Consider the following 14,655-nt stretch of genomic DNA (forward strand, 5'->3'; position numbering starts at 1 on the left):
TAGGGTAAGCGTCTTGCGGAGTCATCTTGTCGAATGAAAATCACGCGTTTTCGCGGCGGTGCGCGGGAACTTGAGCAAGAAAACGATAGCAGCCTTTAGGCTGCCGTCGATTCAAAGTGGCTTTAGCTTTTTTCGATGATGGAGGTGATAGCGGACGAAAATTGGTGGGCATCCTCAAGCATCATCAGATGGCCACAATTTTTCATTACTCGGTATGACGCGGCTTTCTCTTTGACCCAGGCAGGAATGTGCCATCCATTGGCTGATCGCTCGCCTGCAATAAGATGGAGCGGAATGTTATCAACCCAGCCTTTGATTCCATTCAGGTAGGCAGGGTCGCCCGTGATATCAACGACTGAGGCTGCCATTTGTTGAAGCGTGCTCGCCGGCTGAAACGAAAGAGAGGTTACTGCGGCCGACAAGGTTGCCTCGGTTGGTTTTACTCCCGCGCCATTCAGCCACTTTTCAGGTTCTGAACGGTCTTCCGCCAGCTTGGCCTCGACTTCTTCGAGTGACATCTTTGCCAACTTTTGCGACCAAAAAGCGTCATCCAACGTGAAGTTGCCTTCAACACTTATCACGGCTTCCACGCGATCCGGGTACGCTGCGGCAAAAAGCGCAGCAATCGCACCACCGACCGAATGCCCTACGAGGTACCAGCGGTCATGTGTTGCAGAGACTGCATTGATTTCCTTATGCAGATACTCGACTTGGGCATTTAGGCTGATCATCGGCGGATCGACTTCTGCCAAGGAGCCGTAGCCGAGCATGTCTGGAGCAAGCATTTGCGTAGACTGTGCCCCATCACTCAGGAAGGTTTCGTTGAGTGGGCCTATCAAGCCGTGAATAAAAACTATGCGGGTTGAATGAAGCATCCATTTCTCCAGTTGGTATCTTGAGTTTCTATTCAAGAAGCAGCGATGCATCTTGCTTGGCTATGCCGATCGCCACCGATGCGGCAGCAACTCCGCAATTTCACTCGCCCGTTGCGTCGGCAGCCGCGCCAGTACGTCCTTCAAGTATTCGTACGGATCATGCCCGTTGAGCTTGGCCGACTGGATCAGGCTCATCAGCGCCGCCGCACGTTTGCCGCTTCGCAGCGACCCGGCGAAGAGCCAATTTTTGCGACCCAGCGCCCACGGCCTAATCTGCTGTTCGGCGTGGTTGTTGTCTATGGGTACCGCGCCGTTGTCGAGATAGCGTGACAACGCCGCCCAGCGTTTGAGGCTGTAATCCAGAGCCTTAGCGATGGCCACTCCATCATGCACAAGCTCCCGCTGGGCTATCATCCAGGCATGCAGGGCCTTCATCGCTGGTGCGGCTTTTTCCTGACGTATTCGGCGGCGCAAATCCGGCTCCAGGTCGCGGACTTCATGCTCTATTTCGTAGAGCACCTGGATATACCGCAAGGCCTTTTCGGCGAGCTGGCTTTTGTTCGTGACATGCAGCTCGAAGAACTTGCGCCGCGCATGAGCCATGCAGCCGATCTCGGTCACGCCGAGTGCAAAACTGGCCTTGTAGCCACCAAAATCATCGCAGACCAGTTGGCCCTTCCAGTCTTGCAGAAAGGCGCGGGCATGTTCGCCCGAGCGGCTGGGGCTGAAGTCGTACACCACGGCCTTTACGTCGGCAAACTGGCTGGTAGCATAAGCCCAGACGTAGGCGCGGTGGGTTTTCTTAGCTCCCGGCGTGAGCATCTGTACCGGTGTTTCGTCGGCGTGCACCACGTTGTGTCCGAGCATCACCTCGCGCAGGGCATCGACCAAAGGTTGCAGTTGCACACCGCAGGTGCCGACCCATTGCGCCAGGGTTGAACGCGGGATTGCCAGGCCGGCTCGGGCAAAGATCTTTTCTTGGCGATACAGCGGCAAATGATCACCGAACTTGGCGATCATCACCTGGGCCAGCAGGCCTGCCGTGGGGATTCCTTTGTCTATGACCTGCGCCGGAACCGGGGCCTGGATCAGAGTTTCGCACTGATCACAGACCCACTTGCCACGGATATGGCGCTCGACGGTGAACACACCAGGCGTGTAGTCGAGTTTCTCGCTGACATCCTCGCCGATACGCTTGAGGGCGCAGCCGCAGGTGCACTGCGTGTTGTCCGGCTCGTGATGGATCTGCGTGCGTGGAAACTCGGGCGGCAAGGCTGTGCGTTTGGGTTTTTGCCGAGCCACGGTCTGGGACGGAGCAGGTTGCAACGCCTCAAGCTCGGCCTCGATGGCCGCGATGTCGGCGTCGATCAGGTCATCGAGCAGGCTGGCTTGATACGGGCTTAGTTGCTCGCTGCGCTTGGCAAACTTGAAACGTTTGAGCTGTGCGATCTCATGGGTCAGCTTGTCGTTGACCGTTTTGTAGTGATGGATTTGCTTGTCCATTGACTCGACGCGCTGCATCAACTGCGCCGCGATAGTGCGCAGTTGTTCAGGGCTTAGTTGGTCGAGATTAGGAAGCGAAGTCATGCCGCCGATTTTGCCAGAACAGGCCAACACCGGCGATAGACGCATCGGACAATTGCACGGCGACGCTGGCCATGGCAGGTGTTACATCATGGAAATCGCATTGCCTGGCCCCACTCTGTGCCAAGGCAAACCCAGCACCAGAGCGCGTAACTGTTCGTTGCTCAATTCCACCTGAGAGCCATGCCGAGAACCTGGCCAGAAGAACTTACCTTGATGCAGTCGGCGCGCCGCCAGCCAGATACCCAGGCCATCGTGCACCAACACTTTCATGCGATTGGCGCGGCGATTGGCAAACAGATAAGCACAGTGCGGCTGCGCCGCACCGAACACGGCTACCACCCGCGCCAGCGCGGTGTCGGTACCGGCGCGCATGTCCATGGGCTCGGTGGCGAGCCAGATAGAGTCGATGCGGATCATCGCAACAGGTCTCGAAGAAAGGTCGCACAGGCAGCCGCGCTGTCGGTTGGCCAATTCACTTTGACGGTACCGCGCGGGTGCTGGATTTCAACGCAGATGTTCGATGATGCAGCTTGCGACTCTGCTCCGGCTATCCACCGGCGAACGACATTGGCGTTGATACCGTGCCTCATCGCAATGGCTGCCACGGAAACACCGGGCTGTTCGCACTCGTGGACGACCTGAGCTTTAAAGGATTTCGGGTAAGACTTACGTTGGCGCATGGCGATCCTAGCGTTAAGGGTAATTGCGTCCGTTTAAAAATACGCGGACACAATCGGCCTTATTGGCCGGGCTCGGTAGGTGTGTTCACCGGCCGCTTACCATTTTTCACCTGTATGAGCGCACTCTTTGAAACAATTCGTCTGCGGCAAACTGTTTGGCAAGCACAAAATTGCTCCAAATCTGTCGCTACTAACAACCGCTGAAAGCTTTGTAGCCCGCATACTGCGAACTTCGCTAATCGACGGCGCATGCGCTCAACATCTGACAGTTACCTGCCAACAATTAACCGCGACCAAGGCGTGAAGAGGACGTCTCGATTGTTCGGAGGGAATGAAATTGGATGGTCAAGCTGCCGGCCAAGCAAATTGGCAAGTGACATTCTGCAACAACATCTGTACCCCTTCCAGAAGCCTGAGCCTAGGGTTCAATACCTACTACCGGACAGCCACGCAGCTATTTGAAGACATAACATTGTCCTACGCGGACCACACGCTTCCGAAGCTGCGCAGGCAGTTGATCATCGACGATTTGGGAATCGGCGGTATTGATTCCCAGCTCGGTCCCTTCCTCCTAGATGTCATCGATCAGCAGTCACGCAATGGCTCCTTGCTGATCACCAGCCAGTACCCCAAGGAAAAATGGTACGACCTTTTCACCGATCCGACGATTGCCGATGCCGTGTTGGACCGAATCGTTCACAAGGCGCATGTGATTCCGCTCAAGGGCGAATCAATGCGCAAACTTAAGAGCAGGAAAAGCTGAAGACCCCCGACCACTCCGCCAGCCGGTGGAGTGGTCAAGTCGAATGCAATTGAGTGGTCAGTGCGAATGCAAATGACTGGTCAGCAACAATGCAATTGGGTGGTCAGCGTGGATGCAAACGACTGGTCAGTGGCAATGCAAATACCTGGTCAAGTGAGATGCAATTTCGCAAACATCCACACCGTAAGGAAGCGCTAGGTGCACGACCTCTCCATAGGCCACCTCGAGCTTCTTTGTTATCACCTGGTTGGCCTGCAATGCCTGCACATCAGTCGGTATTTCCGTCTTAAATTGCTGGCCGTTGGCGTTGAACGAATAACTGCGACCCACCTGGTAGTTGAGGGTACGCGCCCGGCAATCCCGTCTTGCGTAATGTCATTGCCTGGCAAGCAATGACTGGCGGGGCCATCTTGATGACCTAAGCCCGAACGCCTTAGATAACTGCGAGCATGCCACGAAACGCTTGTGCCTCCATCTCCACGAGACTAGAAGAGGTACTGCCCTCATGCTCCAGCAGGAATCGTTTTACGAGCTGAAATCCAAGGGAATAGCCCAACCATCTCGGGAGGTCGGATGCACCAAAGAACCACGCGTCGTGGCCATAATCCTTGCGACTCCAGTAGCTCGCCGCCATTCCGACATGGCGTCGAATGTCAGACACATCAAGGCGCTCCCATGGTTCAGGTAAACCACCACAGATTTCCTGTGCAAAAGCGCCCGCCAGCCCCTCCGAAACAAGCGCTTCACCTAATGATGACCCATAACCTGGCCCATCCCATCGGGCAGCATGGTGAAGCTCATGTGCGAACATTCGTTCGAGCGACGCTTCTTGGTTTGCTCTGAAAATGTCACTCGCAGGATCTACGGTCAAAAAAATAAGGCCTGGTTCGGGCGCATATCCTAGATGCCCCTTTTCTGGAATGACATGAGTGCCAGCTTTCACGATCACATCAAGTGGGCGCAACGGCATCAACACAATTGCTTTTTCGTAGGTTTCTAACAGGCGGGTGTGAAGCCAATTACGGTGATCGATAAGCGCGCCACGCGCGTCGATGAAATGGAAATTTATGGATGTCATTGGTATGCCTCCTTGCGTAAAGCCTTGCGTAACGAGATAGGTTGCCACCTATGCGGCAACAACTGATCGATTTCACTCGCCCGCTGCGTCGGCAGGCGCGTGAGCACGTCCTTCAAATAAGCATACGGATCATGCCCATTGAGCCGCGCAGATTGGATAAAACTCATGATCGCCGCCGCCCGTTTGCCGCTACGCAACGACCCTGCGAAGAGCCAGTTCTTGCGTCCAAGAGCCCATGGTCGGATCTGGTTCTCGCACCAGTTATTATCAATGGGTACAGCCCCGTCATCGAGGTAGCGCGACAGCGCTGCCCAGCGTTTTAGGCTGTAATCCAGCGCTCTGCTGATAGCCGAACCTTCAGGCACAAGGTCGCGCTGGGCGATCATCCAGGCATGCAACATCTCCACCACCGGTACGGCTTTTTCTTGCCGTATTCGACGGCGTAAATCCGGTTCCAGGTCGCGGACTTCGCTCTCGATTTCGTAAAGCAACTGGATGTAGCGCAGGGCCTGCTCGGCGAGCATGCTCTTGTTGGTGGCGTGCAGTTCGAAGAACTTGCGCCGCGCATGGGCCATGCAGCCGATCTCGGTCACGCCGAGTTCAAAACTGGCTTTGTAGCCGCCAAAATCATCACAGACCAGCTTGCCCTTCCAGTCTTTCAGGAAGTTGCGAGCATGCTCTCCGGCACGGCTGGGGCTGAAGTCATAAACCACCGCTGCCAAGTCCGAGAACTGGCTGGTGGCATAGGCCCAAACATAAGAACGGTGGGTTTTCTTCGAGCCGGGAGCAAGCATCTGTACGGGTGTTTCATCGGCGTGGATGACTTGCTGCCCAAGCACCACGTCGCGCAGCGCGTCGACCAGAGGCTGTAACTGCACGCCAGTCATGCCAACCCATTGAGCCAAAGTTGAACGTGGAATTGCCAAGCCAGCACGACCGAAAATCGATTCCTGACGGTACAGCGGCAGATGGTCGGCAAACTTGGCGATCATGACGTGGGCCAGCAACCCGGCGGTCGGGATGCCTTTGTTGATGACTTGCGCCGGAACCGGTGCCTGGATCAGGGTTTCGCAGTCATCACATACCCATTTGCCACGGACATGGCGCTCGACGGTAAATACGCCGGGCGTGTAGTCCAGCTTCTCGCTGACGTCCTCACCGATGCGTTTGAGTGCGCAGCCACATTGGCAGTGAGTGTTGTCCGGTTCGTGATGGATCAACGTGCGTGGAAACTCTGCCGGCAACGCAGTGCGCTTAGGCTTTTGCTTTTTCTCGATCGGCGATGGAGCGGTTTGCAAGGCTTGAAGCTCAGCTTCAATCGCCGCGATATCGGTATCGATCAGGTCATCGAGCAAGCTGGCCTGCTGCGGATTCAACTGCTCGCTGCGCTTGGCAAACTTCAAGCGCTTGAGTTGCGCGATCTCGTGGGTCAGCTTCTCGATAACCGTTTGGTCGCGGTGGATCTTCTTGCCCATTGTCTCGACTGTCTGATCGAGACTCTCCACACGCTGCATCAACGGCGCTGCCAGAGCGCGCAGTTGTTCAGGAGTAAGATGGTCGAGATTGGGGAGCGAAGTCATGGCGCCGATTTTGCCAGAGCAGGCAGTTCGCGGCGATAGACCGATAGGCTAATGGCAGCCGTTAAAGCAGTGTGATCGCGCCGCCAGACCCCACGCGCTGCCAAGGCAGGCCCAGCACCAAGACCTGAAGTTGCTCAGTATCCAACTGTATTTCAGAGCCATGGCGAATGCTTGGCCAGTGGAACTTGCCTTGGTTCAACCGGCGAGCAGCCAGCCAGATGCCGAAACCGTCATGCACCAGAACTTTCATACGAGTGGCGCGGCGGTTGGCGAATAGATAAGCACAGTGCGGCTTCGCCGCACCGAACACCGCGATCACTCTGGCCAACGCTGTCTCGGTGCCAGCGCGCATGTCCATCGGCTCGGTGGCGAGCCAGATGGAGTCGATGCGAATCATCGCAGCAGGTCTCGAAGAAAGGTCGCGCACGCAGCAGCACTTTCAGTTGGCCAGTTCACTTTGACGGTGCCACGCGGGTGCTGGATCTCAACGCAGATAGTCGATGATGCAGCTTGCGAATTTACTCCGGCCAGCTGCATGGGTAACGGAATAAACGCAGGTTGCAGCGCCGTGCTTTTCTGCGCTTGTACCCGAATCCATTTATGGACGAGGTTTGCGTTGAGGCTATGGCTGAGCGCGATGCTGGCAATAGAAGCGCCTGGCTGGGCACACTCTTGAATGACTTGAGCCTTGAAGGACTTGGAGTAGGAACGGCGTTGTGGCTGCATGAAATACCCGCTTAAAAGGCTAGAACTGGTGCCCACTTAAATTTAAGTGCACACCATGTCGTGGCTTTGCGGGGCTGGGTAGATGACTTGGCCGGACGGATACAGTTGAGGTTGATCGCAACCGTTGCACCGGTTGCGCTTGATGAAGAGATTTCGGCGGTGCCATTGATCACCCCAATGCCCAACGAACAGGCGGTCATTGATTGGTTGCAAGTACGCAGTTCCATCGGTGGGTAGCTGAGTGTTGTCGCCGCTCCGGACTCCAGCAGTATCATCCGCAAATCCTCGCCTCACCTTAATATTGCCGTTGCCGATGAAATGGCTCGAAAGATCAAGAGCCTTAGGGAAGATGACCCATTGGCGCTGCTACAGCCGCCTCAGCCAGGGAAAAAGCACAGCCAGCTCATGGCGTTTCGCTGTGCACCGCTTGAGCTTTCGATGTTCATGGCACAAGTGACCGGCGCAGCAATATTTACAGACCTCCCGATTTTCTGGCGGCAGTTACATGCCGCAACGCAAGCTCAACCTAATGCAGCATGGTGGCTGCCATTCACGGTTTTGACCGACCAGTTGCTCTTTACGCTGGCCGAGGTACCGTACGAAATCTATCGACTGAGGACATCAGTAAAATTGGCCAGTTTCCGAGGCGTGTTTAGAACGGTGTCAAAGTTGCTTATCGTGCCTGAGGGGGAGATTGCAAGCCAGGTTGAGCAGCTTGCAAATGACACTCGTTTAGCAAGACTGGTTGCTCAAGATTTTTGGGCAAAGGATTGTCCGGCTGTTTTTACACGACGACTCAGAACTATGATTCCTATGGAAGGATTTGCCTATGCCGCCGTGCAACGCCAGGTCCTAACCTACGAACATGAGGACGCACTCAAGACCGTTCCACTGGCTCTGTTTATAGAAGTACCATGAAAACTGAGTTTCGACTTTTGAACTTTTAAATCGGACGACCTGCTCGAACGGTTTTGTTCTACCTGTAAACCGGGACCCTCTGTATAATCACAATAATCGACCCGATTTGGATGGCGCTATTGGAATTCTCCAGCCAACTTTTGAGTTAGGATCTATATAATATCCCACCGAATCACGGACGTGTAAGGGCTTTATCTGAGGCTACCAGAAGTATCAAAACCAACATGGGTACCTGGCAACCCATCTCGGGAACCCCTGTCACGGCGAAACTAGTCAACTTATGTATCTTGATTGTTAGGCAGATCAGACTTCCCGCCATACAGGTCAAAAATACTGACTTGTGGAAACATTGTGCTCATGGTTTCGTTAGAGTCATACACTATATACCCCCCTGTATAAGCATATATATTCAAGTTCAGTTTGTAATACAAATTCAAACACCGCGTTAATCTTGTGCGCTCCTTAATTTCTCGCTCAATCGTCATTTCGGAGAATTTCGGATGAGTTGACGAATTCCGTAAATCCTTCCAAGCTTGCACTTCCTGCTTTGTGATCAACCCTTTTTTAGCGAGAATGGTTAATGCGGCATTTGCGTGAATGTTACCCCAACGCTGGACGCTTTTTACAATGGTCTCGAGATGTAGAGGATTTATCTCTGTCTCAGCGAGCAATTTTATTATCCGTTCTTTTTGCTGTTCAAACTCTGGACTATCTTCATCTCTTTCAAGTTTCGGTATAAATAAATCTATTAGGAGCCCTTCGATAGATACGGTTAGCGCTAGTGCGGTAATCGACTGTTGCGCATTGAAACCTTGCCAAACTCTTTTCCATTGGCTCACGGTACTATCGAAGAATTGTGGAAATTTATCCTGGACATATAGAATATTATTTAACAATTCAAAATGGCAAGAATTATTCCATTTACCATCCCCCAACATAAGAAGCTCATCAATCGGGTGCGGCATTATAGTTTTATTAATTTTTTTATTGATGCTGCGTATATGGTGAAAAACATCACTGCCTGTGCGAGTGGTCATTACATAAGCAGTTGGCATGGTTCCACTAGTGAAGCCAACATAGAACTTCAATGCTGAATACAAATCTTCAACATCAAACACACCATTAGCATAGATAGTCGTGTAGTATTTGTTATCTATGATGGATACTTTGTAATCAACCAAATCAAAATCCGTCTGATTCCACGTCATCGACTGACCTGTCAATGAATCATCAATTGTATTGGTTTTGTTTTTTGGAATACGGCTGTACTCGAAGCTTTCGAACCAAAGGTAATTATGTTGTTGTAATGGAAGATCTTGCTTATGCTTGTGAACTATCTCGCTGAGAAAAATAGAAAATTTAAAGGGTGTCTGGACTCTGAGCATTCTAAGCCGTAGAGAAAAGTTTTCGCCGACCCATACCTTTCCGGACAAATCTACAGCTTTGAATCTTAAAGTCTGTTTTGAATCTCCATAATCTAACGGATAGTTTGTTCCAAATTTTTCCAAAACGAGATTTTCAGCTTTCGTGCATATCACATCGCACACTAAAGCGCCGCCAGCATTAATCTTTAGAATGCCATGACCTTCAATTTTTATACCCGCCTCAGCGAGTTGCGATATCTCTATAGATACAAAGTCTATGACTAATTCGCCACTACGCACTTCTTCAGATAAATCTTTAGCCAGCATTATGAACAATCCTTGAGCAAGCTGTGTTAGTTGCTGTAATTATAATGCGACGATCCAATTCACAAATCCCCCACTATCTCACCGAGATTTTCAACAGCTTCGTCGATTGCTTGGCAGGGTTCGGAGGAATCACGATAACAGATAGGGGCTTGCCATTGGCATGCCCTTTCTTTTCCGACTGATCACAACCGAACACTCTGAAATTTGGAGAGAGCATCGTGATGACAGAAGCCATTAGCATCATTGAGATGATGCAGTTAATGGAAGCCGAGAATATTTGGAAGCATCACTTAAATCATTGTAGATGCCCTTCGAAATACGTTGAGGTGCATTGCTTATGCATCCTGTTCACTGTCACTCCAAAGGCAATCTTTGGATCGTGACCAGCCAGTGGGAATCACGCGAGGCGATGGAGGATCACTTAAACCACCCGGCACTGTTCGTCGTGATGAGGCTACCGTCATCTCATGCAGTCAGCAAAATTTCGGCCCGCGGTTTTCTCAAGTCCGGCGCGTGAACAATTCGGCGCTTCTGTATCGTGCAAAGTCCCTACAAATAAAGGCACGGGGTTGAGAGTATAGGAAGACCGGAAACGGTGACGTCGAAAGCAAAGGGAGCATGCTTGACGTTGCCCGCGGAGAAGCGCATGACAATGCAGCGAGAAAGATCAGGAGTTTTCAGTGATCCGGGGGTAAGGAGCCGCAGCCGCAGTAACGAAATGAAAGTCGACAAAAACTAAAAAAGGGAGCGTTACATGGGAAAAAAATCGCGGGAAAAACGCGAGCGCAAGGCTGCGAAAATGGGTATGGATCCGCAGCTATGGCCGCAAGCCTTTTCGTCTTTTCTCCGGCGGAATGTGCGGGACTCGAAGATCGAAAGCAATTTTCAAAAAAGCGTGGAGCGAACGCTTGGCGTGCTTCAACGGTACAAACGCATTGATGTGGCCGTGGCGCTGAGTGCTTCGGACCTGTGGCCAGCGAATGTAGCCAGTCCGGTCAAACATATATTTGCCTGGGCGGTGTTGCTGAGAATGGGAGAGTCGACTCCCAACGCGCTCCCTATTGCGACCTATCAGGAGTTCTCTGACTTCGCGAAAGCGCTTTATGCGGCATGGCCCGACTTCCCAATGCTCGAAGATTTTTCCCCAGAAGCTGATTGGGGTCAGACGAGAGTACGTCTGGATTCGGACTTCGTTTCCATGTTTTACGGAAGTTGTATTGAGCGCACACCGGATTTTGTCGAGGCGTTTCGCATTTCGTATGCAGGTGTCGATGCAGCACAGGCCGACATGAACCTCGCCGTCGCACTACAGGCTCGTATCATCGGATCAATACCCGATTTGTCCCGCGTGCCAATTCCACAGTCGAGCAACGGAGATGTGGAGATTCCACCTGAAGACTTCTGGTTGGCGTGCCGGCCAACACTCCTGCAGCTTGGTCACGACTTGGTTAATCGCCGCATCCAAGCAAGTAAAGATCTTGAAATTGGATTTGGTGTCGTAAAGGATCCTCTGACAAATGACAGTTTTGGCAATGACATGATGCAGGGTCAAGCACTCCCATTTCTCGCTGTGACAGACGGAAAAAACTGGGTGCCAATGTCAGTGCGAAGTCTGCCCGGGGTCGTGATCGATCATTGGGCTACACGACACACAGGCGATATCGACGTACACGTTCACAGAAAGCTCGGACGCTTTGTTGCTGAGAGATTCAGCCGCACCCATGTCGGCCCGATGACTCTGATGATCGGCGAAAGCGCGATAGATCACCTTCCTGTCAGCTGCCTTATCCCCGGCAAAAAGGGCGTCTACCTCATATGCGCGTGTGATCAAGGGTCGTATGAAAAAGCCTCACTCGCCGCACAGTTTGCATATGCTGCTCTTAACCGTGGAGAGCTAGCACATTTCCGTTTGCCAGACGGACGTGGCTTCAGCTTGAGTCAGAGCGGAACGCCGGGACTCAAAGCTGAAGAGGTTCACATTCTGATTGTGCTTACTCAATCGAGCACAGCGCTTGGAATGATTAACCCGGCCGAACGGCCTGCGAGGCTTATTCCGCTGGCGGACTTCGTCACCATCTTCGACGAACTGGATGAGCCTGATGATATTGACTCTTTCTGGAAGTTCGTGGATGGGCAACGAGGGATGTTCAGTCCGTTTTCCAGCGGATCTGCTGATCTTTTTGCCTCATTCAAAGATAGCCACGGAGTACTCGTCGATGGGGCCATGACACCGACGTTGCTGATGCTGGACACGCAATGGGGGACCTCGCGTCGCTTTCGAGAGCTATCTTCATTCTGGTCCAAAGCACCCGGCAATTTTCCTGACAATTCAGCCGGTTGGCGCCTGTCACACGCTACAGAAGGCGTCACGAGAATGGATTCGCGGGCATTGCCGCTGTTCGCGTTTTCAACGCAAACCGACTCCTGCACCGTGCAAACCGTAGTTCCCGTTGCTCCAAACCTGCAGATCATGGACGTGCGGATGCTAGAAATTTTTGCCCATCTGTTGGCAGATCAGTTCTTCCGAAACCGCGACGTACTTTCAAAATTACCGTTCATGCAGCAACCATTTCTAGTACTTACTTGTGGAGTGGATGCGGGTGACACCATCGAACCCGAACAGCGTCCTGAACCGCTTTCGGAGTTCCCCAAAACGATTCTCGCCGTGTCGCGAACTGAGACACAGCCGTACAAATTTCATCTGAAAATCAGCACGCGGGCGGTACTGGCCGGCCTCAATGATGCCAAGGACGCATCTTTCGAGGTGAGATGCCTCGTTGAAGCACTCCAACGCTGCCACGATGAACTTGGCGTGCCCTTTCCAGATGACTTAATCGAGTTGCTTCAATCCCGAGCCAAGGAAGCCGCGCGGTTCCAGTTGCAGCATACGAAGCGTTTAGTCGATGTGCCGGACTTCGTAGATCCCATCGTCCCAACACCGACTGACTACAAGTTGGCACGCAAGCACTTGGCTGTCGCAATGCAGCTGCTGGGGTTGAGCCCGGGTCGGTACGAACTCAAGGAAGCCAAGACGAAGATTGATGCCGGACGAAATTTTCTTCGAGGCCATATTGAGCAGCGACTTGCATCTCTCGATAGGCAACAGCTCACGCGGCAATGCATCGAACAACATGATGCGGTTGTGGCGGCCGAGAGATTTGCCATCCAGCGAGCTCGCCAGAGTCTTTCCCATGAAGTCGAGTACGACCGCCTTGAAGTTGTGGAAAAAGCGCGCAAAGAGCTCGGATCAGCAGCCCGCCACTATCGGTATCTGCTGGAAAAGGTTCTCAGCACTCCTGGCGAGGGTACGCAACCGGTCACCAACGACGTACTGCGCGAGCTGGTTGGCTTGGTGGATTGGTACAAAGTCCTGGCCGATGCCGGCGACGTCCTGCATACAGGCGTAGACGTCGGGGGTATTGAAATCGATGATTTCTATATACCTGAGGTCTTCTATTCAACCGACTCCGGAGAGCGTGGTGCGAAATTCGCCCGGGAGTACGCCAAGTCCCGGTTGGGTATCGACCTGAACGATCAGGATGAAGTAGTAGGCGCTTCAGCAGAGCTACTGTCTGACGAGAAATTGCGCCAAGCGTTCAAGCAGGACCTGGGGTTTGAATTGCAGCATTTGCTGAGCACTCTGGCGATCCTGTCTCAGCCGGTCCAATGGGGTTTAGCGGACACCCTCGCACTCTCCTATTCAGCAACTCCGGATAGGCTTTCGCAGCTACTCGTCGAAAGCCTTCAAGGACTCGAAATCACCGAGAGCGTTGCAATTCTGAAGTTCCTGACGCTGTCCGGCTCCGACATTCTTCGACTGGCAGGACGGGATGTGGATGAGGGAGAGGTTCCCTACTGGGAGCACACCAAGCGAATCCATCGCTACGCCATCCGTCCGCTGATTACTGAAGGGGAGTCCCTTCGCTGGGGCGCAGAGGCAGTTAGTCGGGCCATGAATATCTGGAATTCCTCCGTACGAGACGGATATCTTCCAGCCGAATTTGCGTGGCCTCACGTCGAGCCGCTCATCAGGAAAATCAAGGAAGGCATCGAGAATGCACTGGAGGAACGCACGGCAGAAGTACTGCTGCGTCATACGCCTTACGTGGTTCCGAATATGGATTTCTTTCGCAAGTTCCGCAGCGAAGGGTTCGAAGACGTTGGAGACTTTGATGCTGTCGCCTATTGGCCAGAGACGGATACGTTGGTGGTTGCTGAATGCAAATACAACCAGCCGCCATACTCACTGAAGGACACAAGGCGTCTGAGAGACCGGATTTTCGGTAAGACCGAGGACGACAGGAGCGGCCAATTCAGCCGGATATTGCGCCGGCGGCAATTTTTGCTTCAGCACAGATCAAGGATGCTGGAGCTGCTGGGCTGGCCAACATCAACTGCCGACCAACCGCGAAATCTCGAGATCTACGTAAGTCGAGAGGTCTACTACTGGATGGTCCATCCACCTTATGAAGTCCCAACTGTATTTACTCGAGTAGATGCGTTGGACGCCTGGATCAAAAAGCAGATCGTTGGCCAGCCAGCGGAAGACTTGACAACGGTAGCTGCTGACGAGCTTCGCGTTCCGAACACTTGCTGGACGGCCATTGCTGTCCAGCAAGCTTCGACATCCTTCCCCCCGATATTGGCTGATCAAGATCGGTAGCCGTAACCGTGCCCCGGGATGGCCAGATCTTCAGACCAAAGCACCTGACCGCCGCGCGTACCTAAGCAGGTGTAAAAAACATTTTCTGGGGTAC

At 53.0% G+C, this 14,655-nt stretch carries 13 protein-coding genes and 1 pseudogene; 5 read left to right on the plus strand and 9 right to left on the minus strand.

Translation table 11 applies throughout. The features are described from left to right. Positions 1–122: 122 nt before the first annotated feature. The 4 genes from ACOI8A_RS24000 to ACOI8A_RS24015 form a co-directional block, all read right to left on the minus strand. The gene (locus ACOI8A_RS24000; protein WP_420657848.1) at positions 123–875 is read right to left on the minus strand and encodes an alpha/beta fold hydrolase; all 753 of its coding nucleotides are present in this window, start codon (positions 873–875) and stop codon (positions 123–125) included. Positions 876–935: 60 nt separating this feature from the next. Beyond that, on the minus strand, positions 936–2,462 hold the full coding sequence (gene tnpC / locus ACOI8A_RS24005) for an IS66 family transposase (protein ID WP_420657849.1): 1,527 nt from the start codon (positions 2,460–2,462) through the stop codon (positions 936–938). Positions 2,463–2,543: 81 nt separating this feature from the next. Further along, entirely contained in the window at positions 2,544–2,879 is a 336-nt protein-coding gene (tnpB, locus tag ACOI8A_RS24010; RefSeq protein WP_420657850.1) for an IS66 family insertion sequence element accessory protein TnpB, read from the minus strand. Further along, positions 2,876–3,142: a transposase gene (locus tag ACOI8A_RS24015; RefSeq protein WP_420657852.1), complete on the minus strand. Its 267-nt coding sequence runs from the start codon at positions 3,140–3,142 to the stop codon at positions 2,876–2,878. The genes tnpB (ACOI8A_RS24010) and ACOI8A_RS24015 overlap by 4 nt, the downstream gene beginning before the upstream one ends. A 133-nt stretch (positions 3,143–3,275) precedes the next feature. On the opposite strand from ACOI8A_RS24015, the pseudogene ACOI8A_RS24020 reads away from it, so the two are divergent. Continuing rightward, a pseudogene (locus ACOI8A_RS24020) lies at positions 3,276–3,392 on the plus strand (phosphatidate cytidylyltransferase); the annotation flags it as partial. 81 nt (positions 3,393–3,473) lie between these two features. Next, positions 3,474–3,905 (plus strand): ATP-binding protein, encoded by a 432-nt coding sequence (locus ACOI8A_RS24025; protein ID WP_420657853.1) that lies wholly within the window; start codon positions 3,474–3,476, stop codon positions 3,903–3,905. 433 nt (positions 3,906–4,338) lie between these two features. Here ACOI8A_RS24025 and ACOI8A_RS24030 read toward each other — a convergent pair whose 3' ends face one another. The 4 genes from ACOI8A_RS24030 to tnpA all read right to left on the minus strand — a co-directional run bounded on the left by ACOI8A_RS24030 (position 4,339) and on the right by tnpA (position 7,289). After that, positions 4,339–4,983 carry a DUF2268 domain-containing putative Zn-dependent protease gene (locus tag ACOI8A_RS24030; protein WP_231665351.1) on the minus strand — a complete coding sequence of 215 codons (645 nt, stop codon included), beginning with the start codon at positions 4,981–4,983 and terminating at the stop codon, positions 4,339–4,341. Further along, a complete protein-coding gene (gene tnpC / locus ACOI8A_RS24035; protein ID WP_420657855.1) occupies positions 4,980–6,563 on the minus strand; it encodes an IS66 family transposase in 1,584 nt (527 codons plus the stop codon). The genes ACOI8A_RS24030 and tnpC (ACOI8A_RS24035) overlap by 4 nt, the downstream gene beginning before the upstream one ends. 61 nt (positions 6,564–6,624) lie before the next feature. Beyond that, positions 6,625–6,960, minus strand: coding sequence for an IS66 family insertion sequence element accessory protein TnpB (gene tnpB / locus ACOI8A_RS24040; protein WP_322212171.1), 336 nt, complete (start codon positions 6,958–6,960; stop codon positions 6,625–6,627). After that, positions 6,957–7,289, minus strand: coding sequence for an IS66-like element accessory protein TnpA (tnpA, locus tag ACOI8A_RS24045; protein ID WP_322212172.1), 333 nt, complete (start codon positions 7,287–7,289; stop codon positions 6,957–6,959). Before tnpA ends, tnpB (ACOI8A_RS24040) begins: the two co-directional genes overlap by 4 nt. A 318-nt stretch (positions 7,290–7,607) precedes the next feature. Here tnpA and ACOI8A_RS24050 point away from each other — a divergent pair, with 318 nt between their 5' ends. Continuing rightward, positions 7,608–8,207, plus strand: a complete 600-nt coding sequence (locus ACOI8A_RS24050) for a hypothetical protein (RefSeq protein ID WP_420657857.1) — start codon at positions 7,608–7,610, stop codon at positions 8,205–8,207. Between the two features lie 278 nt (positions 8,208–8,485). Here the strand turns inward: ACOI8A_RS24050 and ACOI8A_RS24055 are convergent, their stop codons facing one another. Next, a complete protein-coding gene (locus tag ACOI8A_RS24055; RefSeq protein ID WP_420657858.1) occupies positions 8,486–9,898 on the minus strand; it encodes a hypothetical protein in 1,413 nt (470 codons plus the stop codon). 337 nt (positions 9,899–10,235) lie between these two features. Here ACOI8A_RS24055 and ACOI8A_RS24060 point away from each other — a divergent pair, with 337 nt between their 5' ends. Then, complete coding sequence (locus tag ACOI8A_RS24060) at positions 10,236–10,415, plus strand: antibiotic biosynthesis monooxygenase (protein ID WP_420657860.1); 180 nt, start codon at positions 10,236–10,238, stop codon at positions 10,413–10,415. 237 nt (positions 10,416–10,652) lie between these two features. After that, positions 10,653–14,561, plus strand: coding sequence for a hypothetical protein (locus tag ACOI8A_RS24065; RefSeq protein ID WP_420657862.1), 3,909 nt, complete (start codon positions 10,653–10,655; stop codon positions 14,559–14,561). Positions 14,562–14,655 lie beyond the last annotated feature (94 nt).

The sequence above is a fragment of the Pseudomonas sp. P4795 genome, assembly GCF_048822895.1.
In the GTDB taxonomy this organism is placed as follows: domain Bacteria; phylum Pseudomonadota; class Gammaproteobacteria; order Pseudomonadales; family Pseudomonadaceae; genus Aquipseudomonas.